Consider the following 22,304-nt stretch of genomic DNA (forward strand, 5'->3'; position numbering starts at 1 on the left):
CCGACCCGCCGAGGTCCTCGCCGAAGCCACTCGACACGTGGCGCCAGACGCGATCATCACCCGGAACGGCGGCCCGTTCCACCTCGACGACTCGATCCGCGCACTCCTGCGAGATCACGCCGCGTGACCTTCGCGTAGAGGTCGGCGGTACGCTCAGCTGCTGCGGGCCAACCGAACTCGGCGACGGCACAGCTCCGCCCCGCACGCCCCATCGCGGCCGCCAACGCTGCGGGGCCACGCCGGCCGGCGGCGGTGGGCCCGAAGAAGACGACGGCCAGTGCGTGATCTCCTCGCCGGTCAGCGACTCGGCCATGCGTCCCGCCCGTCCCCGGCATCCGCGGTCACGCGCGGGTGGGCCTTATCCGGCGCTCTCTCCGTCGCCCGCGGCCTCCAGGTCACCTTCCAGTTCAAGGTAAGTGGACTGCAGGCCGGCCAGCGTGGCTTCCTGAGGAGCCTCCCACAGGCCACGCTCCGCGGCCTCCAGCAGGCGCTCGGTCATGCCGCGCAGTGCCCACGGGTTGGACGTCCGCAGGAACTCGCGGGTCTCGGCGTCGAAGACGTAGGAGGCGGCCAGCGACTCGTACATCCAGTCCTGCACGACACCGGCGGTCGCGTCGTAGCCGAAGAGGTAGTCGACCGTCGCGGCCAGCTCGAACGCGCCCTTGTAGCCGTGACGGCGCATCGCCGCGATCCAGCGCGGGTTGACCACCCGGGCGCGGAACACCCGGTGGGTCTCCTCCTGCAGGGTGCGGGTGCGGACGGCGTCCGGCAGCGCGCTGTCACCGACGTAGGCGGCCGGCGACGTGCCGGTGAGCGCGCGGACGGCGGCCACCATCCCACCGTGGTACTGGAAGTAGTCGTCGGAGTCGACGAGGTCGTGCTCGCGGGTGTCCTGGTTCTTCACCGCGATCTGGATGCGGCGGAACGCGGTCTCCATGTCGGCGCGGGCCTCGGCGCCGTCCAGGCCGCGCCCGTAGGCGTAGCCGCCCCAGACCGCGTACACCTCGGCCAGGTCGGCATCCGAGCGCCACTGCCGGGAGTCGATCAGCGGCAACAGGCCGGCTCCGTACGCGCCCGGCTTCGAACCGAAGATCCGCGTCGTCGCGCGGCGCAGCGCGGCCGGGTCGGCCGTGCCGGCGGTGCCGCCGCGCCCGCCGACCGTCGGGACGGCCCCGAGCGCCGCCAGGTCGGCCCGGACGTGCGCGGCCAGCGCGTTGACGTCGTCGGGCTCGTCGAGCACCGCCACCGCCCGCACCGCGTCGTCGAGCAGGGCCACGACGTGCGGGAACGCGTCCCGGAAGAATCCGGAGATCCGCACCACCACGTCCACCCGCGGACGCCCGAGCTCCGCGCCCGGGACGACCTCGAAGCCGGTGACGCGCCGGGACGCGTCGTCCCAGGTGGGACGGCAGCCCAACAGCCAGAGCACCTCGGCGATGTCGTCGCCCTGGGTGCGCATCGCCGACGTCCCCCAGACGGTCAGCCCGACCGAGGCCGGGTAGCCGCCGGTGTCGGCGAGGTAGCGCTCGATCAGCGAGTCGGCGAGCGCGCGGCCGGTCTCCCAGGCGAGCCGGGACGGGATGGCCTTCGGGTCGACGGAGGCGAAGTTGCGCCCGGTGGGCAGCACGTTGACGAGCCCACGGGTCGGCGAGCCGGACGGGCCGGGCGGGACGAACCGCCCGTCGAGGGCCCGCACGGTGTTGACGATCTCGTCCGGGGTGCGGGCGAGGCGGGGAACGACCTCGGTCGCGGCGAACGTGAGGACCCGCTCGACCTCGGCCCGCGCGCCGGCCGGCACCCCGACCAGCGCCTCCGCTGGCGGGGAGGCGACGTCGGTGGCGGGGATCAGGTGCCCGGCCACCACGGAGCTGACGGCGGCCGGCGACCATCCGGCGTCCTCGAGCGCGGCGACCAGCGACCGGGCGGTCTGCTCGAACGCGTCGACCCGCGCCCGGGAGGCCTCGGTGTCGCCCTCGGTGTGGCCCAGTGCCGCGCGCAGCCCGGGTACCGCCCCGGCCCTGCCCGCCCACATCTGGTTGGCGCGCAGGATGGCGGTGACCAGGTTCGTCCGTGCCTCCCCCGCCGGGGCCATCCCGAGGATGTGCAGGCCGTCGCGGATCTGGGTGTCCTTGACCTCGCAGAGGTAGCCGTCGACGTGCAGCAGGAAGTCGTCGAACTCGGCGTCGCTGGGACGGTCGGCCTGCCCGAGGTCGTGGTGCAGCTGGGCGGACTGGATCAGCGTCCAGATCTGGGCGCGTACGGCGGGCAGCTTGGCCGGGTCGAGCGCGGCGAGCGTCGCGTACTCGTCGAGGAGCTGCTCCAGCTTGGCCATGTCGCCGTAGGAGTCGGCGCGGGCCATCGGCGGTACGAGATGATCGACGATCACGGCGTGGGCGCGGCGCTTGGCCTGCGTCCCCTCCCCCGGGTCGTTGACCAGGAACGGGTAGACGAACGGCAGGTCGCCGAGGACGGCGTCCGGCGCGCACCCCGCGGACAGCCCCAGGCCCTTGCCGGGCAGCCACTCCAGCGTCCCGTGCTTGCCGAGGTGGATGACGGCGTCCGCGCCGAAGACCTCGTCCAGCCAGCGGTAGGCCGCCAGGTAGTGGTGGGACGGCGGCAGGTCCGGGTCGTGGTAGATCGCCACCGGGTTCTCCCCGAACCCCCGCGGCGGCTGGATCATCAGGACGACGTTGCCGAACCGCAGCGCGGCCAGCACGATCGCCGGCTCCGCCGCCGGCCCGCCCGGTCCGCGCCCGGCGCCGGTCCCGTCCAGGCCGCCGTCGTCGAGGCCGCCGTCGTCGACGTAGAGGGAGCCCGGCGGTGGGCCCCAGTGCTCGGCCATGGCGCCGCGCAGCGACTCCGGCAGCCGGGCGAACCATCCCTCGTAGGTGGACGCCGGCACCCGCGCCGGCGCCGCGGCGAGCTGCTCCTCGGTCAGCCACTCGACGTCGTGCCCACCGGCGGCGATCAGGGCGTGGATCAGGGCGTCCCCGGCCGCGGCGTCCGGCCTGACGTCCCCCGGCCCGCCGTCGGCGGAGCGGAGGTCCTCGCCCGGGTAGCCGTCGCCGAGGTCGTAGCCGGCGGCGCGCAGCGCGTCGAGCAGCAGCACGGCCGACGCCGGGGTGTCGAGCCCGACGGCGTTACCGACCCTCGAGTGCTTCGTCGGGTACGACGAGAGCACAATCGCGATCTTCTTCTCGGCGGTCGGGGTGTGCCGCAGCCCGGCCAGCCGGGACGCGATCCCGGCGACCCGGGCGGTGCGCTCCGGATCGGCCACGTACACCGGGACGCCGTCCGCCCCCTGCTCCTTGAACGAGAACGGGACGGTGATGATCCGGCCGTCGAACTCGGGGATGGCGACCTGCATCGCCGCGTCCATCGGCGACAGACCGGCGTCGCTGTCCACCCAGACGGCCCGTGACGAGGTCAGGCACAGCCCCTGCACCACCGGGACGTCGAGCGTGGCGAGCGCGCCGACGTCCCAGGCGTCCTCGTCGCCGCCGGCGGACGCGTCCGACGCCCGGGTGCCGCCGGCGGCGAGCACGGTCACCACGAGCGCGTCGACGCCGGCCAGGTCGTCGAGCACACCGCCGGCCGCGGCGCCCCGCAGCGTCGAGCAGAACACCGGACGCGCGTTGGCCCCGGCTCCCTCGAGCGCGTCGCACAGCGCGTCGACGAACGCCGTGTTCCCGGAGGTGGCGTGCGCCCGGTAGAACACGACACCGACGGTCGGGCGGTCCGGCTTGGCCACCCGGTCGCCGTGCGGCCCGTGCGCGGGCAGCTCCACCGGCGGGGCGAACCCCAGCCCGGTGAGCAGCAGCGTGTCGGAGAGGAAGCGGTAGAGCTCGGCGAGGTTCCCGACGCCGCCTTCGGAGAGGTAGGCCAGCGCCTCGGTGGCGACGCCGGCCGGAACGGTGCCGCGTGCCATCAGCGCCGCGTCCGGTGTCGACTCGCCGCCGAGGGCGACGACCGGCAGCCCGCTCGCCACCGTCGCGGCGAGGCCCTCGGGCCAGGCCCGTTCGCCGCCGAGCAGGCGCACCACCACCACGTCGGCCCCGGCGAGGAACGCCGGCACCTCCGCCGCGTCGAGCCGGGCCGGGTTGGCGACCCGCCAGGGCACGCCGCTGGCCCGCGCGGCGAGCAGCTCGGTGTCGGCGGTGGACACCAGGGCCAGCACCGGGTCAGCGGCCGGCACCGGCTCGGCCGGGACGCCGCCCGGCGGTGTGTTCGGCATTCAGGGTGCTCCCGGGGGGACGAAGGGCAGGCCGGCGGGCGCGCCGCGGTCGAGCAGCGCGCGCACCGTGGCGATGTCGAGATGGTCGGCGACCAGGTCGCCGAGGGCGTCCAGGCGGCGCGCCCGGACGTCGGCGAAGCAGGTGACGGCGGGGTGGAACGAACGGCCGGCGGCCGCCGCCACCCCGGTGAGGAACGCCCGCCGGAACTCGTCGTTCTCCAGCAGGCCGTGCCAGCTCGTGCCGGACACGCCGCCGCGGCGCACCCCGTCCACCGCGAACGGCTCCGCGGCGCCGCCCGTGCCGGGCAGGGCGTCGTCGACCGTGGGCCGGCCGTGGCGGATCTCGTAGCCGGTCACCGGATGCCCGTCGGCGCTGACGCCGTGGCGGCGGCCGAGGACCTTGTCGGCGGCGAAGCGGGTGACCAGCGGCAGCAGGCCGAGCCCCGGCACCTCGCCGGCACCCGACTCGATCTCGTCCTCGATGCGCACCCCGAGCATCTGGTATCCGCCGCAGATGCCGAGGATCGGCAGGCCGGCGGCGGCGCGCGCGGCGAGGGCGCCGGCCAGGCCGCTGCGGCGCAGCCACGCCAGGTCGGAGACGGTGGCACGGGTCCCGGGCAGCACGACCAGGTCGACGTCGGCGATCTCGTCGGGGGTGGTGGCGAGCCGCACGGAGACCCCCGGCTCGGCGCGCAGGGCGTCCAGGTCGGTGATGTTGGACAGCCGGGGGAAGCGGACGACGGCGACGCGCAGCCGGTCCGGGCCGGTGTCGGCCGCGCCCGACCCGTCCGCCTCGGGGTCGGGGTGGGAGCGCAGGTCCAGGGAGTCCTCGACGTCCAGCCACAGGCCGGGCAGCCACGGCAGCACGCCGAGGACGGGACGTCCGGTGAGGCCCTCGAGCTGGCGCAGCCCGGGTTCGAGCAGCCGCGCGTCGCCCCGGAACCGGTTGATCACCCAGCCGGCGATGTGGGCCTGGTCGGCCCGGTCGAGCAGGGCGAGCGTGCCGAACAGCGCGGCGAACACGCCACCCCGGTCGATGTCGCCGACCACGAGGACGGGCAGGTTCGCCGCCCGGGCCAGGCCCATGTTGGCGATGTCGGTCGCGCGCAGGTTGATCTCGGCCGGTGACCCGGCGCCCTCGCAGATCACCGCGTCGAAGCGGCCGCGCAGGTCGGCGAGACAGTCCAGGACGATGCCCAGCAGGCGCTCCTTGTGCGGCCGGTACCCGAGCGCGTCGACCTCGGCGACGGGACGGCCGAGCACGACAAGCTGGCTGTGCCGGTCCGATCCCGGTTTGAGCAGCACCGGGTTCATGGCGGCTTCGGGCTCCACCCCGGCCGCGGCGGCCTGCATCGCCTGCGCCCGCCCGATCTCGGCGCCGTCGGCGGTGACCACCGAGTTCAGCGCCATGTTCTGGGCCTTGAACGGCGCGACGCGCACCCCTTCGCGGGCCAGCCAGCGGCACAGGCCGGCGGTCAGGACGCTCTTGCCCGCGTCCGAGGCGGTTCCCGCCACCAGCAGTGCCCCGCCCGCGGCCGGGCGCGTCATCCCGCCTCCCGCGGGCCGCGGGAGCCCGCCCGGCGCGCCCGCAACGTGTCGAGGGCGGCGACCGCGCCGGCGCACACCACGACCGAGGCCGCGCTGACCGCGCCGGAAAGACGGGCCGCCGCCGCCAGGTCGCCGGCTTCGGCCGGACGCCCGGACCCCAGCTCGGGACGGTGCTCGACCCCGTGCGGGTACCGCAGCTCACCACCGAGACGCAGGCCGAGCGCACCGGCGAACGCGGCCTCGACCACGCCCGCGTTCGGGCTCGGATGCGATCGGCCGTCGCGGCGCATCACCCGGAACGCCTCCGCCGGGGAACCGCCGACGACCGGGGCGCAGGCGCAGGTGAGCAGCGCGCACATCCGGGCCGGCAGCAGGTTCGCCGCGTCGTCGGTCCGGGCCGCGGCCCAGCCGAACCGGCCGTGCCGGGCGTCGCGATAGCCGACCATCGCGTCGAGGGTGTTCGCCGCGCGGTAGGCCACCAGCCCGGGCAGCCCGGCGACGGCCCCCCACAGCAGCGGGGCGACGACGGCGTCCGAGGTGTTCTCCGCCACCGACTCCACCCCGGCGCGCGCGAGCCCGCCGGCGTCGAGGGCCGACGGGTCCCGCCCGCACAGCGACGGCAGCCGCCTCCGGGCCGCGCGCAGGTCGCGGCGTTCCAGCTCGCCGCCGAGGGCCCGGCCCTGGCGCCGCAGCGAGGTGCCGCCGAGCACCGTCCAGGTCGTGGCGGCGGTCAGGCCCGCGCGGGCCAGCGCCGCCCGCCGTCCCGGGCGCCGGCCGGCCAGCGCCCGTTCCGCGCCGGCGGCCGCGGCGCCCGTGCCGGCGACTAGGACCGTGGCGTACACCGCGCCGACCAGCCGGCTGTCACGGTGGACGGCCCGCTCGAGGCCGCCGGCGACCCGCCCGAAACCGGCCACGGGATGGCCACGGGCAGGGTCGGCGAGCACCGCGTCGAGGGCCGCGCCGAGGACGAGCCCCACCATGCGGGCGCGGCTCACCCGGCCGACGGCGCCGTGGCCTGGCTGGAGGCGCGGGTCTCGTCCGCGCGGGCGACGGTGCCGGCCTGGCGCGCCGGCGCCGGCGCCGGGCTCAGCACCCGGTGGGCGAGGGGCCCGAACACCAGTCCGAGCGTCGCCCACAGCACCGCCTGGGTGCCCAGCGAGGCCAGCCGGAACCGCCACAGCAGCTCGGCCGGGAAGGACGCCGGCACCTCGTTGATCACCGGCATGACGACCGCGGCCACGGTCACCAGCACGGCGAACACCGCCGCCGCCGCGAGAGCGGCGTTCCAGGTGCCGAGACGGGCCGACACCAGGCGCCCGACCTGGGCCGCGATGAGCGCGGCGAGCACCGCCACCAGGACCATGACGACGTAGAGGCCGGTCCGGCGGTCGATCGTGTCCGGGTTGCCGACCGCCGGTGGGTTCGCCGGGTACTTCAGGAACGGCACCACGGCCACCGCGACGAAGCCGGTCACCGCGACCACCGCGGCGGTGGGCCGCATCCCGCCGGTGCCGATGCGGCCGTAGGCGACCGCGCACGCGATCGCGAACAGCCCACCGATCGCGATGCCGTACACCCCGGTCGCGACCGCGAGACCCAGACCCTTCTGGGTGCTCCGGGAGACGACCTCCTCCTCGGCGTGCTCACCGGGAGCCGGCGGGGGCGCCGACGCCTCCTCGATGGCGATCGAGGCGTCCACCTGGGGCTCGCCGGTGATCGACGCGAACCCGAAAGCCAGCAGACCGGCGAAGAAACCTGCGAGCATGCCAAAGACAAGCAGCCTGCGCATCATGTGGAACGGCCTCCGCCGTAGGCCGGAGAGAATCCTCCGGGACAGGCGGTCAGTGGCAGGGGAAGCCCAGCAGGTGCCGGCCGTCGTGCACGAACTCGTGCATCCAGGTTCCGCCGATGAGGGAGAACGCCCCCTCCTCGGAACCGACGAAGTAGATGCCCAGCAGCATCAGCGCGCCGGCGAGCACCGCCCACGGGACGATGTCGCGCAGCGGAAGAGGCAACGGCAGGGGACGAGCGGTACCGCCGGCGAGCGGCGTGGCGGCGGGCGAAGAAGAAGCGGAGTCGGGCATGCGAAGACCTCCCAGGGATCACGCGTCCGGCTGGTGGATTCGTGATGAAACGGGTCTGACTTCCGGACTGGAAACGGAATGCTCCAGCGGTCACAGTGGCGCGGCCGTGCCGGTATCTCACCGGCTTCCTGTCAACATCACGACTAGCTTCGACAGGCTACGAGGTTCCTTAAGGAACCGTCAACAGCGAGTTTCGCCTGTCACATCCCCGCCCATCGCCCGGCAGGTCGTGCCGGTCTCACACGGACATCGAGTAGGCGACCACGCCGCGGCGGATCGCGTCTATCGCCGCCCGGGCGGCCCGGCCGACGCCGAGGATCCCGTCGGTGCCGGGGTGCGCCTGCGGGGTGTTTCCGTCCGAGTCCGGGGTGTGCCCGTCCGGGGACGGCCTGGCGGCCGTCTTCGCCGCGTAGACCGGGGCGACCTGCGCGATCTGGTCCAGCAGGTCGATGAGCTGGCGCATCCAGCGGACGAAGTCCCCGGCCGTCAGGTCCGCGCCGGCGTCCTCGAGGACCTTCTCCAGCCCGCGCCCGCAGGCCCAGCCGTGCGCGGCCGCCACGAAGCCGAGGTCGGGCGGGCGCAGGAACCCGAGCCGGTGATGGTCCTCCGCGGCGCCCAGCCGGGTGTAGACACCCGCCATGTCCGCGAGCGCGTCGCGCAGCGCGCCCCCACCGGGGATCGTCGGCGCGGCGACGTCGTCACCGCGTGGCTCGAAGACCAGCGTCGAGACCGCGGCGGCCAGCGCGGGTGGGGTCAGACCCTCCCACACTCCCGTGCGCAGGCATTCCGCGACCTGCAGATCCTGCTCGGTGTAGATGCGCGCCAGCATCGCGCCCGCGTCGGTGACGGAGTCGCCGCCGACGGCCAGGTAACCGAGCTCGGCGAGCGTGTCGCGGACCCGGTCGAAGGTCCGGGCCACCGTGTTCGTCCGCCCCTCGACCTTGCGCTCGAGCCCGGCTGTCTCGCGGCGCAGGCGGTCGATGCGTTCCGCCGAGCGCAGGTGCGCCTCCCGCTCCGGGCAGTCGTGGACGGGATGGGCCCGCATCGCGCGGCGCAGCCGGGCCAGCTCGGCGTCGTCCGCGGCCAGCGAACGCGCCCGCTCGCGGCGGCCGGGCTCCTCCGGCAGCCGGATGTTGCGCAGCGACGAGGCCAGGTCGCGGCGCGCCTGCGGCGAGCGGGGGTTGAACGACTTCGGGATACGGACCCGGGCCAGCGGCTCGACGGCCACCGGAAAATCAATCATGGACAGGCGCCGGACCTGGCGGTCCTCGGTGAGGACGACGGGGCGCGGCCCTTCCGCCGAGCCCTCGTCGACACCGGCGTCGAGCACCACGGCAAGCCCGCCGCGCCGCCCGGCCGGCACGCGCACCACGTCACCGCTGCGCAGCTTCGCCAGCGCCGCGGCGACCTCGGACTGGCGGCGCACCGTCCCCGCGCGGGACAGATCGGCCTCGCGCTCCCGGATCTGGCGGCGCAGCCCGTCGTACTCGGTGACCGAGCCGCGGTCGCATTCGAGGGCGGCGGTCAGCTCCTCGATCGCCGTCTGGTTGCGGCGCACCGCGCGGGCGATGCCGACGACGGCCTTGTCCGCCTGGAACTGGGCGAACGACGACTCCAGGACGGTGCGCGCACGCTCGGCGCCGAGGCGGCCGACGAGGTTGACCGCCATGTTGTAGGACGGTCGGAACGACGACTTCAGCGGATAGGTCCGGGTCGAGGCCAGGCCGGCGAGGGCGAGCGGGTCCAGCCCGGGCTGCCACAGCACGACGGCGTGGCCCTCGACGTCGATCCCGCGCCGCCCGGCCCGCCCGGTGAGCTGCGTGTACTCGCCGGGCGTGATGTCCGCACGGGTCTGGCCGTTGAACTTGGTGAGCCGTTCCAGGACGACGGTGCGCGCGGGCATGTTGATCCCGAGCGCCAGGGTCTCGGTGGCGAACACCGCGCGGACGAGCCCACGCACGAACAGCTCCTCCACCACCTCCTTGAAGGTGGGGAGCATGCCCGCGTGGTGCGCGGCGATACCCCGCTCCAGCCCTTCGAGCCACTGCCAGTAGCCCAGGACGGCGAGGTCGGCCTGGGGCACCCCGGCCGTGCGGGCCCGCACGTGCTCCCGGATCTCGCGCTGCTCGTCGGGGGACGTCAGCCGCAGACCCGCCTGGATGCAGGACGTCACCGCGGCGTCGCAGCCGACCCGGCTGAAGACGAACAGGATCGCGGGCAGCAGGCCGGCACGGTCCAGCCGGACGATGACGTCGGGCCGGTTCGGCGGCCCGGAGCGGCGCCGCCCGTTCCCGGCCCCGTTCCCGTCGCCGGGCCGGCCCGGCCGCGACGACCGGGGCCCGCGGCCACGCTCGTACACCGCGCGGGACTCCTCCCGGGCGAGCCGGAGCAGGTCCGGGTTGACCGCGCGCCCCCCGGCCGCCGCACCGGCACCGGCGATATCACCGGCACGGGCTTCAGCGGCACGGGCGCCGGGCCGACTGCCCGGGGTGGCGCCCCCGACGGACCCTGGGGCGGTGCCCCGCCCGTTCGGCCCCGGGCCGCGACGCGAGAACGCCGGAACGCCCGGATCCAGCCCGGACGGCTGGTCGACGAACAGGTCGTGCAGCGTCCGGTCCGCGAGGAGGTGCTGGAACAGCGGCACCGGGCGGTGCTCACTGACGATCACCCGGGTGTGCCCGCGGACGGTGACCAGCCACTCGGCGAACTCCTCCGCGTTGCTGACCGTCGCCGACAGCGAGACGAGCCGCACGTGCTGGGGCAGGTGAATGATCACCTCTTCCCAGACGGCTCCGCGCTGGCGATCGGCGAGGTAGTGGACCTCGTCCATCACGACGTAGCCGAGGGAGTCCAGCCGGGCACTGCCCGCGGCCTCGGTGTAGAGCATGTTGCGCAGGACCTCGGTGGTCATCACGACCACCGGAGCGTCCCCGTTGCGCGAGGTGTCGCCGGTCAGCAGGCCGATCGAGGCCGCGCCGTACCGGGCGACCAGGTCGGCGTACTTCTGGTTGGACAGGGCCTTGATCGGGGTGGTGTAGAAGCAGCGTGTGCCGGTCGCGAGCGCCAGGTGGGCGGCGAACTCACCCACGACGGTCTTGCCGGCGCCCGTCGGGGCGGCGACGAGGACACCCTCGCCCTGCGCGAGCGCCGCGACCGCCTCGGACTGGAACGGGTCGAGCCCGAACGGGTACCGGGCCGCGAACTCCTCGACGGCTCCGGGCGCGGAGGACACGAAGCTCACCCTACGCTGCCCGGGAGCAGCGCAGGACCCGGGTTGTGCCGGTCAGGTGATGTCGCCGTGGGAGCCGTCGGCCGTCGCGGCGCCGGAGGCTCCGGCCGCGACCGCGTCGCCCTGCGCGGTGGCCCGCGGGTCGGCGGTACGCGGCGCCGGGGGGACCCGCTCGCCCGCGGACTCGTCGAAGTCGAGGGAGGAGGTCTCGTCGTCGCCCAGGCCGGCGTAGGGGGACGTGTCCCCCCGGCGGGCCTTGCGCCGGTCGTTGAGCCAACCGATGATCAGCGCCACCTCGTAGAGGATGACCATCGGCAGGCCCAGCGCGAGCATGGTGAACGGGTCCTGGCTGGGCGTCACCACCGCCGCGAACACGAACACGAGGAAGATCTCGGCCCGCCGCCAGGACCGCAGCTTCGCCGTGGTGACGAGACCGGCGAGGTTCAGCATCGTGACCAGCAGCGGCACCTCGAACGACAGCCCGAACACGAGCAGCATCGCGATGACGTAGCTGAGGTACTTGCTGCCGTCGAGGATGCTGACGAGGCCGTCGCCGCCGAAGCCGAGCAGGAAGTTCAGGCCGGTCTCGAGCGTGACGTAGGCGAAGAAGCCACCGGCGGCGAAGAGCACCAGCGACGAGCAGACGAACGTCAGCGACCACCGGCGCTCGTGGCGGTGCAGGCCGGGGGTGATGAAGGACCAGAGCTGGTAGAGCCAGACCGGTGCCGAGAACACCGCCCCGGAGATCATCGAAATCTTCAGCCGGATCGTGAAGGCGTCGAGAATGCCGAAGAAGTAGAGCCGGCACGAACCGTCGCCGCCGCTGAAGTCACCGCGCTTGTCCGCGGGTAGGGCGCAGTACGGATCGATCAGCCACTGGAAAATATCCGGCTCGACGATGAAGCAGACGATCGTGGCGACGGCGAAGGCGATCAGCGCCTTGGCCAGCCGGTTCCGCAGCTCGCGCAGGTGCTCGGTGAGGGGCATCCGACTGTCCTCGACCGTGCGTGTGCGCCGATGGTGCACAGACGTGGCGAGCCTGCGCGGGTTGGGCAACCGTGGCACGGGCTGAGGCTCCTGCTCGATGTGGACGGCACTCGATCGGGACGATCGACTTGACGGGACGACGAATACAGGCGGTGGGCGAACGGCCCACAATCATGGCCGTGCCCCCGCCGGGTACTCGGGACGGGAACGCAGCCGACCCCGACAGCGGTCGGGCGCGCGCCGCGCCCGAGCACCTGACCGCCGTCAGCGATGGACGTGACCCGCCCGCGGAAGGCCTGTCGACCCGCGGTGGGAACGATCCGCCGCAGGTCAGCCGGCCTGGGGCAACTGCCCGGGCCGTGTTGGGACGGTCAGCGGCGCTCGGCGTCGACCGGCGCCACGCCGTTGACCGACGGACTGGTCGCGGCCGGAGCGGCCGGGCGGCTCTCGATCGGAAGCGGGGCGACGGGCTGCGCGGCCGGAGCCGGGGCGGCCGGAGCGGCGCTCGTGTCGTCGTCGCGCAGGCCCTTCGTCTCCGCCTTGAAGATGCGCAGCGACCGGCCGAAGGAACGCGCCGCGTCTGGCAGTTTCTTCGAGCCGAAGAGCACCAGAACAACCAGCGCGATGATGATGATCTCGGTCGTGCCCAGGTTTGGCATGGCAGGCGTCCTCCGATTGCCGGTCCGGTCGGGAGACCGGTGCGCGATCGATGCTACGTCGGTCAGCCTAGGAGGGGATAGACCGTAACCGGGTATCCCACAGGTGACGTGTACGCAACGTGGAGATGATCGGCTATCTCACCACATCGGATGGTGACTGTCGTCCGGTTCACGTCCGGCCCGAAGGCGCTCCCACCGCGCAGCAGGGCTCCCACCGCGCAGCAGGTCAGCAGGTCAGCCGGCCCGGCTCGCGAGCCGGCTGGAGACCTCGGTCGACTCCAGCCGCCCCGCCAGCTCCGCGGCCTTCGTGGCCAGCTCGGCCGCGTGGTCCTTGAGGTCCATCGCGGCGTTCTTCGTCGCGCGGACCTTGCCCCACAGGCGCAGCGCGCACAGCACGAGCACGCCGAGCGAACCGACGGTGAGCACGAGGTGAGCGAACAGCAGCAGCACACCGGTCACCCTATGGGCTCCTCGGCGTAGGCGGCGAGGGCACGATCGGCCAGCTCGTGGACCCGCGCGGCCACCGAGGCCGGCTCGACCCGCCGCACCTGCGCACCCAGGCCCAGGACCAGCCGGTTCAGCCACGACGGCTCGGAGACCCGCAGCAGCACCGACACTCCCCCGTCGGGCAGCTCACACACGTCGGAGACGGGGTAGTAGTCGACGACCCAGCGGGCCTGCGGCTCCAGGTCGAGGCGCACCGGGATGTCGTCCGGCCCCGGCCGGTACACGCCGTCCGCGGTGTCGCGCGGCGTCGCGGTCGGCGGCGGCTGCGCGACGACGTCCAGGACGACGGCCCCACCGCGACCGTCGATGCGGTCGAGCCGGAACAGCCGCACCGCCGACGCTCGGTGGCACCATCCCTCGAGGTACCAGTGCCCGTCCCGGACGAGCACCCGCATCGGGTCGACGTCGCGCACCGTCATCTCGTCCCGCGACCACACCAGGTAACGCAACCGGACGCGCCGACGGTCCCTGATCGCCCCCTGCAGGATGGCGAGCACCTCGTCGTGGGTGTCGAGCGCGACGCGCACATGCCCGGCCGGCTCGTTGCCGACGGCGTCCTCGACCTTGCGCAGTGCCTGGTCGAGCGCCTCGCGCCCGACCAGGCCGGGGACGTCGGTGAGCGCCCGGGCGGCGACGAGCAGCGCGGTGGCCTCGTCCGCAGACAGCCGCAGCGGGCGGTCGAGCGTCTGGGGGTCAACGACGGTGACCTGGTCGCCGGAGTAGCTGACGTCGATGAGGTCGCCGGGCGCGCCGCCGGGCAGCCCGCAGACGAACAGCAGGTCGAGGTCGTCGCGCAGCTGGCGCACCGTGACGTCGAACTCCGCGGCCGCGGCCTCGAGTGACACGCCGGGATGAGCCCGCAGCCAGGGCACAAGGGCCAGCAGCCTGCTGAAACGGTCGGTGGAGCCGCTCACCGCGGCCCGGTCCTCGCCAGCCATCCGGCGAGCCGGGTGCCGCGTTCGGGCGCCGTGGCTTCCAGGGTGGCCCGCAGCCGGCGGATGACCTCGGCGCGCAGGTCCGCGGGACCGAGGACGGTCACGTCAGGCCCGTAGCCGACGATCCAGTGGGCGAACCGCTCCACGTCGGAGAAGTCGACGTTCAGCAGGTCGGTGTCCGGCACCGGACTCATGGGCAGGTCAGGACCCGGCGCCTCCGCCGGGCGGGCCCGGCGGCGCAGCGCGTGCCCGCACCCGCGCCGGACCCGCAGCAACGCGCTGCGGGTGTGCTCGGGCGGCTCCGTCGAGGAGATCATCGCCCGCAGGTCCACATCGGGGGGGACCGTGAACGCGCCGGGCGGGCCGACCGCACGCACTCCGCCGGTCACCCTGGAGAGCCGGAACACCCGTGGCGCGGCCCGCCGCAGGTCGTGCCCGACCAGGTACCAGCGGCCCCGCCAGGACAGCACCCCCCACGGCTGCACGTGCCGCTCGGTGTCCTCGGTCTGCCCGGGACGGCGGTAGGGGAAGCGCACCACCCGGCCGGCCTGGACGGCGGCGAGCGCCGCCTCGAAGGCCGGCTCGGCCGTGTCGACCCGCGGCTCGAAGCCCTCGAACCCGCCGGGCCCAAGCGCCGAGGAGGGTCCCGCCAGGAGATCGTCCCCGCCCAGCCCGGCGGGGCGCACCGGGGCACCGGCGGCTGCCAGTTTGCGCAGCGCGCTCGCGGCCGGGGCGGCGAGGGTCGCGCTCGACCACAGCGAGGCGGCCAGCGCGAGCGCCGCGAACTCGTCCGGGTCGAGGGAGATCTCCCCGAGCGCGTAGTCGCCGCGGCGGATGCGGTAGCCGAGCTCGTCGCTGAACGCTGAATCCTGGCCGGTCTCGACCGGGATACCGAGCTCGCGCAGGTACTGCTTGTCACGCTCGAACATGCGCCGGTAGGCCTCCTGCGCCTCCTCCGACTCCCCCGGGTCGTACCCCTCCACCATCTCCCCGATCTGGGACACGGTGAGGAACCGCGATGTCGCCATCAGGCACATCGTCAGGTTGAGCAGGCGCTCCAGCCGTCGGCGGGACACATCGGATGAGGCTAGCCGCACTCGACGTCAACGTGGTAACCGCCCCGCCGCCGCCGCGGGGCGGCGAGGACCGTCGTGGCCCCGGCCAGGACCTACCCGGCCGGGGCGGCGACGCGACGCGTCAGAGAGACCCGGCCCCCGGATCGGCCGTGCCCTGCGACGTGCCCTCTTCGGCGCCGGCCGGCACGACCTCGAGCAGGTCGACGATGAACACCAGCGAGTCATCAGCCATGATTATCGGCGGCTGGCCGCCCATCGGCCCGTAGCCGAGCTCCGGCGGGATCACGATCAGCCGGCGGCCGCCCGCCTTCATCCCGTCGATGCCCTGACCGAAGCCGGGGACCGTCCGGAGCAGGGAGAAGGTGTCCGGGGCGCCCCGCTCCCAGCTCGAGTCGAACTCCTTGCCGGTCTTCCAGATGGTGCCGACGTACTGGATCTGGACGGTGCTCGTCGCGCTGGCCGCCGCGCCCTCACCGGTCACCAGATCCTGGGTGACCAGGTCGGTCGGGGCCAGGCCCCTGCCCGCCGCGGCTACGGGCTTCTGGGTGAGGTCCACGGCGTTCTCGACGGCCGGCGGGCCGCCCGCCCGCGCACCGGCGTCCTGCGCGGCGGACGGGACCGGCGCGGCGGCCGTCCCGTCGGGCGTGTCCGACGAGCTGCACGCGGCGAGCGGCACCAGCAGGACGGCGGGGAGGGCGAGGGCGGCCAGCCGGTGACGGCGGCGGGCGATGACACCACGAAGCGAAGAGATCACGGAAGCAAAGATCCTCTGGATACTGCGCGGCACCGCCGCCGCGGCACGCGGGGCCGCCGGCCGGCGCCACGCGCTCGAGCTGCCTGAACCTGTGGAGTCAGACTGTAGAGGACAAGCCTCCGCTCTTCGGCACGACACCGGCCGGCCGGGCCGGCGCGGCCTACATGCTCGCGATCAGCTTGTCGACGCGGTCGTCCACCGACCGGAACGGGTCCTTGCACAGCACCGTGCGCTGGGCCTGGTCGTTGAGCTTGAGGTGCACCCAGTCGACGGTGAAGTCGCGCCGCTTCTCCTGCGCCCGCTTGATGAACTCCCCGCGCAGCCGGGCCCGGGTGGTCTGCGGCGGCACCGACTTCGCCTCGAAGATGTCGAGGTCGCGGGTGACCCGCTCGACCAGACCGGCCCGCTCCATCCGGTAGTAGAGCCCGCGGTCACGGTGGATGTCGTGGTACTTCAGGTCGAGCTCGGCCACCCGCGGCGACGCCAGCGACAGCCCGTGCTTGAGCCGGAAGCGGTCGATGAGGACGAACTTGGTGACCCAGTCGATCTCCCGGGCGACCAGCTCCAGGTCCTCGGTCTCGATCGCGAGCAGGGTGCGGCCCCACAGGTCGAGCACCCGCTTCGCCACGGCGTCCCCGCCGCGCCGCTCGACGAACTCGACCGCCTTCGAGTAGTACTCGCGCTGGATGTCCAGCGCGCTCACCTCACGGCCGTTCGCCAGCTTGATCCGACGCTGGCAGGTCATGTCGTGGGACACCTCGCGGATCGCCCGGATCGGGTTCTCCAGCGACATGTCGCGCAGGACGACCCCCGCCTCGATCATGCGGAGCACCAGGTCGGTGGAGCCCAGCTTGAGCAGCATCGTCGTCTCGCTCATGTTCGAGTCACCGACGATGACGTGCAGCCGACGGAAGCGCTCGGCGTCCGCGTGCGGCTCGTCGCGGGTGTTGATGATCGGACGCGAGCGGGTCGTCGCCGACGACACCGACTCCCAGATGTGCTCGGCGCGCTGGGAGATGCAGTACACCGCCCCGCGCGGGGTCTGCAGGACCTTGCCCGCGCCGCACAGGATCTGCCGGCTGACCAGGAACGGGACCAGCACGTCCGCCAGGCGGCTGAACTCGCCGTGCCGCCCCACGAGGTAGTTCTCGTGGCAGCCGTAGCTGTTCCCCGCCGAGTCGGTGTTGTTCTTGAACAGGTGGATGTCCCCGGCGATGCCCTCTTCGCGCAGCCGGCGCTCCGCCTCGACGAGCAGGCCCTCGAGGATCCGCTCGCCCGCCTTGTCGTGCGTCACCAGATCGGGCACGGAGTCGCACTCGGGGGTGGCGTACTCCGGGTGGCTGCCGACGTCCAGGTAGAGCCGGGCGCCGTTCTTGAGGAACACGTTGCTGCTACGGCCCCAGGACACGACGCGTCGGAACAGGTAACGGGCCACCTCGTCCGGCGACAGCCTTCGCTGCCCGCGGAACACGCAGGTGACGCCGTACTCGTTCTCCAGCCCGAAGATGCGGCGATCCACGAGACCGACCCTATGCTCGGAACCCGCCTTCGCGTGGGGAGACGCTCGGGCTGGTCTCAGCTGTGGCCTCCCGGGGGCGCACGACCAGCCCGGCGGCGACCGCGGCCGCCGCCGGCGCGGCGGTGGCTTCGCTCGGAACCGACGTCCCGGCCGCGATCGTCCCGGCGCCGCCCGCGCGCTCCCGGCCGAGCAGGATCAGGACGATCCCGGCGACCGCCCAGATCGCCAGGACGGCCGCCCCACGCCCGCCACCGGCGCCACCGAAGTACAGGGTGGACCGCAGCAGGGTCACCCCCGCTCCGGGCGGCAGCAGCTGACCCAGGCCGCCCCACGGCGTCGGCAGCATCTCCGGCGCCGACGACGCGCCGGAGAGGGCCGCGCCGAGCACGGTCACGCCGACAGCCGCGACGAGCCCGCGCCCCCCGGCCACCGCGCCCAGCCCGAGGACGGGTGCCACCACGGCCCCGGCGACCATCGCCAGGACGACCACGCTGCTCCCGAACGTGTCGGGCAGCACGTCGAGACCCCCACCGAGGGCCAGGGTGCCGGCCACCCCGGCGGCCACCATGAAGCCGACGAGGCCACCGAGACGGGCCTGCCTCGTCCGGGCGGCGCGCGCCAGCAGCACGCCCGCCGCCGCCGCGATCAGCACCAGCGGCAGGTAGCCGGCGGACACCCCGCCACCCTGATGATCGGCGGAGGCGTTGGGGACGACGTCGACGACGGGGATCCGCAGATCGGGAAACGTCACCGACATTCCGCGGACCAGCGCCTCGGCCACGGCGGGGCTCGCCGCGGACGCGAGGCGCAGCGCGAGCCCGTCGTCGGTGATGACGAACGCGGCGTAAGCCTTCCGGTCGCGCAGCACCCGGTCGGCGGCGGCGGCGTCCGGGACGACACCGATGCGCAGGGCGCCCGGCGACATCCGTTCGACCGCCTCCGTGAGGGCCTTCGCGCCCTGCGGCTGGCCGGCGACGACCACGGGAAGCCCACGGGGACGCACCGAGGTGACCGTGGAGCCGTAGAGACAGACGACGAGGCCGAGCAGGACGGACATCCCGACGACCGTCACCGCCGTGCGGCGCACAGGTCCGGTGGCGCGGCCCGCCGCGGCTCGGAGGCGGTGCCAGCGCCCGTGTTCCGCCGTCAGATCCATCGGCCCTCCACTACGATCACTGGGATCCGTCGCCATTCAGACACCGAAGGTGAGCGACGTGCAGCGTCGCTCAGATCACGGTGCGACGGCGCGGTGGCGGGCCGCAGGCGGCGTGTCCGGCCCAGACCACCCACCGCCCCCGGTACCCGGGCACGCGGGTACCCGGGTACCCGCGTGCCCGGAGGTGACCCGACTCGTGAGCGCTCGGCCCGGATGGTGATGGGACTGGTAATCCGGGGGAAAGATGGCGGCCATGACAGCCGAGACGAACGAGCAGCGAACCCGTCACCTGCGGACCGACGTGTCCGCCCGCGGCCGTACCCCGGCGACGGTGATCGCGCCCGCCGCCGACGACCCGCCCCGGGGCGGCGTCGTCGTGATCCAGGACGCCCGCGGGATCACCCCCTACCTCCTGTCCGTCTGCGACGACCTCGCCGAGGCGGGCTACCTGACGATCGCGCCGCACCTCTACCACCGGGACGGCATCGCCGAGGTCGACCCGGCGGATTCGTGGGCCGGTGCGCTGCCGCAGATGGCGACGCTGACCGGCGCCGGGATCTCCGCCGACGTCGACGACTGCGTGGGGCACCTGGCCGACGCCGGGTTCGGGCCGGGGCAGACCGCGATCGTGGGCTTCTGCATGGGCGGCACCGTCGCGCTGTTCACCGCGACGCGGACGCCGCTGGCCGGGGCCGTGTCGTTCTACGGCGGAGCCGTCAGCTCGCCGGCGTGGCCGGGCGTCCCGGCGCTGCTCGAGGTCGCGCCGTCGCTGCGCGGGCCCTGGCTGGGTCTCTACGGCGAGGAGGACACGATGATCCCCATGGCGGACGTCACCGGCCTGCGGGCCGCCGCCGCCCGTTCGGGGCAGCCGACGGAACTCGTCAGCTACCCGGGCGCCGGCCACGCCTTCCACAGCCACGACCGATCCGCCGTACACCGCCCCGGGCCGGCGGCCGACGCGTGGCAGCGCACCCTCGCCTTCCTCGACAGGCGCGTACGCCCGTCCTGACCCTGGTGGCCGCGGGGCCGATGTGAGCCGTCCGCGCCGTACCCGGACGGGCCGGGACACCTCGCAGGGAGGCCGCCCGCCGGGACGGCGCCCTCGGCGCGACAGGGGGAACGGCGTGTTCGGCGAGCCGGACGGAAAACTCGTTGGTGGCGCGCACGCGGGCGGTGTAACGTCCCGCCGACACGAACGGATCAGCCCGAGTCGGCCTGGGAACAGAGCCGCCGGGCCGCCGAGATCACGCAGGAGGTGGGCCATGGCCGCGCAGACGGTGTTTGCCCAAGACGCACTGCTCCGCCGCCTCCACCGGGCCACCGACTGACGTCGCCCACCCCACCACCCGGTTTCGGCCGCGTGGTCTCCTCGCACGCCATGGGTGGCGCGCGTCCAGTGGGGCCCCCGTTCCAAGGGTCTCGACGTTGTCTTCTCAACACTTGTCACGTTCTCCACGGGTCCAGTCGGGCCGGCGATCCCCGTCCTTCGACCCGCCACCGCCCGACACCGCGGCTCCCCCTACTCCCACGGCGCCCTCGCCGGGGAGGACCGGCACGACCGGTTCCGATCTGGTCCGTCATGGCTGGACCGACGGCGACGAGGCGGGGTTCGCGCCCCGCCGCGACGCCGGGTTGGCACCCGCACGGGTCCTCCGGCGCGACCGGGGACGCTGCGAGCTGATCACCGAGCACGGCCCGGTGAGTGCCGAGATCGGTCGTGCACTTCCCGCCGGGTCGGATCTGTCGCCGTGCACGGGCGACTGGGTGGCCGTCGGAGCCTCCGTGCCCACGCCGTCCGTTCCGAGCACCGGAGCAGCACATCTGGTGGTCGCCGAGCTGCTGCCGCGACGCAGCGCTCTCGTCCGCTCCTCGGCCTCGCGCAGGTCCGACGGGCAGGTGCTCGCGGCGAACATCGACCTCGTGGTGATCGTCGCCGCGCTCTCGGCCGCGCCTGATCTCGCCCGGCTCGAACGGCTGCTCGCACTAGCCTGGGAGAGCGGCGCCCAGCCGCTGATCGTCCTGACCAAGGCCGACCTGGTGCCACGCGAGGACACGGAAAGACTCGGCCCGTCCACGCTCGACGCGGTGGCCGCCGCCGCGCCCGGAACCGACATCCTCACCGTCTGCGCGCTGGACGGCACCGGCATGGACGCGCTGCGCGCCGCACTCGCCGGGACGTCGCCGCCCGGCCGATCGGCGGTGCTGGTCGGGCCCTCCGGCGTCGGCAAATCAACGCTGGTCAACGCTCTGCTCGGCGAGGAGCGGCTGGCGGTGGGGCGAGTCCGCGCCGCAGACGGGAAGGGGCGGCACACAACCGTCAGACGGGAGCTGATCGCGCTGTCCTCCGGCGGAATTCTGATCGACACGCCCGGGATCCGCGGCGTGGGCCTGTGGGATGCCGAGCAGGGGCTCGATGCGACCTTCACAGAGATCGCCGATCTCGCCGTGGCCTGCCGGTACGCGGACTGCGCGCACGACACGGAACCCGGCTGCGCGGTGCTCGCCGCGGTCGAGGACGGCTCGTTGCCCGAGCGGCGGCTGCGGAGCTACCGCAAACTGCGGCGCGAGAACGCCTGGATCCAGTCACGCGGGGACGCCCGCCTGGCCGCGGAAGAGCGGGCGCGTTGGAAGGCCATCCGCAGGGAACAGCGGCGCCTCTACACCGGCCGCGAGCGGCAGGGGCGCCAGCGGTGACCGGGCGAGGCGAAGCGGGCCGGTCAGACGGAACGGACGGAACGGACACCGCGCGTGAGATCACTCGGGTGTTCTGGGCGCTGCACGAAGGACTGCCGCGCCAGTCCGCCGGGTCGGACGCAACGACACGCCGGCTGCTGGAACTGGCCGGCCTGCTGCCCGACCGGCCCCGCGCCCTCGACATCGGATGCGGTCCGGGGCGCGCGTCACTGGTGCTCGCGCGGGTCGCCCGCGCGGACGTCACCGCGGTCGACCTGCACCACCCCTTCCTGGCGGAGCTGCGACACTCGGCCGCGGCGTCGGGGCTGGGCGGGTGGATCCGTCCCGTACTCGCGTCGATGACCGATCTGCCATGCCCCGACGGCGCCTTCGACCTCGTCTGGGCAGAGGGCTCGGCGTACATCATGGGCTTCGCCGCCGCACTGCGGGCGTGGCGGCGGTTACTGGCTCCGGCCGGGGTGCTCGTGGTGTCCGAGCCGGTCTGGACGGTCGATGATCCTGCGCCGCCGGCGAGGGCGTTCTGGGACGCGGTCTACCCGCTGCGGACGGTCGCGGCGACGGCGGACGTGGCCCGCGCCGCGGGCTACGAGGTGGCGGCGACATTCCAGCAGCCGGACAGCGACTGGTGGGCGGAGTACTACGACCCGCTGAGCGCCCGCCTCGATCAGGCGGAGCGGACCGGTCTCGGGACGGCGGCCGGCCGAGCCGCGCTGGACTCGTGTCGGGCCGAGATCACGCTCCGGCGGACCCACGGAGCCGACTACGGCTATATGGGTTTCGTCCTGCGCCCGCGCCCGAGCTGAGCAGGCCCCCGGCGCGACCCGGCCGACCACGTCCGGTCGGCCGGGTCGCGCCGGCCGCATCCGGCCGCCGGGGGCCGTGTCAAGGCCGACGATCCGTGGCCTCTCGATGGGACTCAGTG

17 protein-coding genes and 1 riboswitch are annotated in these 22,304 nt (G+C 74.1%); of the genes, 3 read left to right on the top strand and 14 right to left on the bottom strand.

Annotation, left to right across the window (positions count from 1 at the left end; translation table 11 throughout):
* Positions 1-358: 358 nt before the first annotated feature.
* The 14 genes from cobN to FMEAI12_RS26460 all read right to left on the bottom strand — a co-directional run bounded on the left by cobN (position 359) and on the right by FMEAI12_RS26460 (position 18,688).
* Positions 359-4,234, bottom strand: coding sequence for a cobaltochelatase subunit CobN (gene cobN / locus FMEAI12_RS26395; protein ID WP_200835421.1), 3,876 nt, complete (start codon positions 4,232-4,234; stop codon positions 359-361).
* The gene (locus FMEAI12_RS26400; RefSeq protein ID WP_112108229.1) at positions 4,235-5,782 is read right to left on the bottom strand and encodes a cobyric acid synthase; all 1,548 of its coding nucleotides are present in this window, start codon (positions 5,780-5,782) and stop codon (positions 4,235-4,237) included.
* Positions 5,779-6,777 (bottom strand): cobalamin biosynthesis protein, encoded by a 999-nt coding sequence (locus FMEAI12_RS26405; RefSeq protein WP_112108219.1) that lies wholly within the window; start codon positions 6,775-6,777, stop codon positions 5,779-5,781. The genes FMEAI12_RS26400 and FMEAI12_RS26405 overlap by 4 nt, the downstream gene beginning before the upstream one ends.
* Positions 6,774-7,574 carry a CbtA family protein gene (locus FMEAI12_RS26410; RefSeq protein WP_112108220.1) on the bottom strand — a complete coding sequence of 267 codons (801 nt, stop codon included), beginning with the start codon at positions 7,572-7,574 and terminating at the stop codon, positions 6,774-6,776. The genes FMEAI12_RS26405 and FMEAI12_RS26410 overlap by 4 nt, the downstream gene beginning before the upstream one ends.
* Positions 7,575-7,623: 49 nt before the next feature.
* Complete coding sequence (locus FMEAI12_RS26415; RefSeq protein WP_071063537.1) at positions 7,624-7,866, bottom strand: CbtB-domain containing protein; 243 nt, start codon at positions 7,864-7,866, stop codon at positions 7,624-7,626.
* A 53-nt stretch (positions 7,867-7,919) separates the two neighbouring features.
* A riboswitch (cobalamin riboswitch) is annotated at positions 7,920-7,995 on the bottom strand.
* A 109-nt stretch (positions 7,996-8,104) separates the two neighbouring features.
* Positions 8,105-11,098: an RNA helicase gene (locus FMEAI12_RS26420; RefSeq protein WP_200835422.1), complete on the bottom strand. Its 2,994-nt coding sequence runs from the start codon at positions 11,096-11,098 to the stop codon at positions 8,105-8,107.
* A 51-nt stretch (positions 11,099-11,149) separates the two neighbouring features.
* A complete protein-coding gene (tatC, locus tag FMEAI12_RS26425) occupies positions 11,150-12,160 on the bottom strand; it encodes a twin-arginine translocase subunit TatC (RefSeq protein WP_112108222.1) in 1,011 nt (336 codons plus the stop codon).
* A 293-nt stretch (positions 12,161-12,453) separates the two neighbouring features.
* Positions 12,454-12,741, bottom strand: a complete 288-nt coding sequence (gene tatA, locus FMEAI12_RS26430) for a Sec-independent protein translocase subunit TatA (protein ID WP_071063541.1) — start codon at positions 12,739-12,741, stop codon at positions 12,454-12,456.
* A gap of 234 nt (positions 12,742-12,975) precedes the next feature.
* Positions 12,976-13,200, bottom strand: a complete 225-nt coding sequence (locus FMEAI12_RS26435) for a hypothetical protein (protein ID WP_071063543.1) — start codon at positions 13,198-13,200, stop codon at positions 12,976-12,978.
* Positions 13,197-14,162: a YafY family protein gene (locus FMEAI12_RS26440; protein WP_071063861.1), complete on the bottom strand. Its 966-nt coding sequence runs from the start codon at positions 14,160-14,162 to the stop codon at positions 13,197-13,199. The genes FMEAI12_RS26435 and FMEAI12_RS26440 overlap by 4 nt, the downstream gene beginning before the upstream one ends.
* Positions 14,159-15,259, bottom strand: a complete 1,101-nt coding sequence (locus FMEAI12_RS26445; protein WP_112108223.1) for a YafY family protein — start codon at positions 15,257-15,259, stop codon at positions 14,159-14,161. The genes FMEAI12_RS26440 and FMEAI12_RS26445 overlap by 4 nt, the downstream gene beginning before the upstream one ends.
* A gap of 121 nt (positions 15,260-15,380) precedes the next feature.
* Entirely contained in the window at positions 15,381-16,013 is a 633-nt protein-coding gene (locus tag FMEAI12_RS26450) for an FKBP-type peptidyl-prolyl cis-trans isomerase (RefSeq protein ID WP_071063545.1), read from the bottom strand.
* Positions 16,014-16,173: 160 nt separating this feature from the next.
* Positions 16,174-17,532 carry a Pup--protein ligase gene (gene pafA, locus FMEAI12_RS26455; RefSeq protein ID WP_018499881.1) on the bottom strand — a complete coding sequence of 453 codons (1,359 nt, stop codon included), beginning with the start codon at positions 17,530-17,532 and terminating at the stop codon, positions 16,174-16,176.
* A gap of 10 nt (positions 17,533-17,542) precedes the next feature.
* On the bottom strand, positions 17,543-18,688 hold the full coding sequence (locus FMEAI12_RS26460; protein ID WP_112108224.1) for an ABC transporter permease: 1,146 nt from the start codon (positions 18,686-18,688) through the stop codon (positions 17,543-17,545).
* Positions 18,689-18,932: 244 nt separating this feature from the next.
* Between FMEAI12_RS26460 and FMEAI12_RS26465 the strand changes: the two genes are divergently transcribed.
* The 3 genes from FMEAI12_RS26465 to FMEAI12_RS26475 all read left to right on the top strand — a co-directional run bounded on the left by FMEAI12_RS26465 (position 18,933) and on the right by FMEAI12_RS26475 (position 22,185).
* The gene (locus FMEAI12_RS26465; RefSeq protein ID WP_112108225.1) at positions 18,933-19,697 is read left to right on the top strand and encodes a dienelactone hydrolase family protein; all 765 of its coding nucleotides are present in this window, start codon (positions 18,933-18,935) and stop codon (positions 19,695-19,697) included.
* A gap of 773 nt (positions 19,698-20,470) precedes the next feature.
* Positions 20,471-21,382 carry a ribosome small subunit-dependent GTPase A gene (gene rsgA / locus FMEAI12_RS26470; protein ID WP_235014552.1) on the top strand — a complete coding sequence of 304 codons (912 nt, stop codon included), beginning with the start codon at positions 20,471-20,473 and terminating at the stop codon, positions 21,380-21,382.
* A gap of 68 nt (positions 21,383-21,450) precedes the next feature.
* Complete coding sequence (locus FMEAI12_RS26475; protein WP_235014553.1) at positions 21,451-22,185, top strand: class I SAM-dependent methyltransferase; 735 nt, start codon at positions 21,451-21,453, stop codon at positions 22,183-22,185.
* Positions 22,186-22,304: the final 119 nt, after the last annotated feature.

It is taken from the genome of Parafrankia sp. Ea1.12, from assembly GCF_900465275.1.
GTDB classification, from domain to species: domain Bacteria; phylum Actinomycetota; class Actinomycetes; order Frankiales; family Frankiaceae; genus Parafrankia; species Parafrankia soli.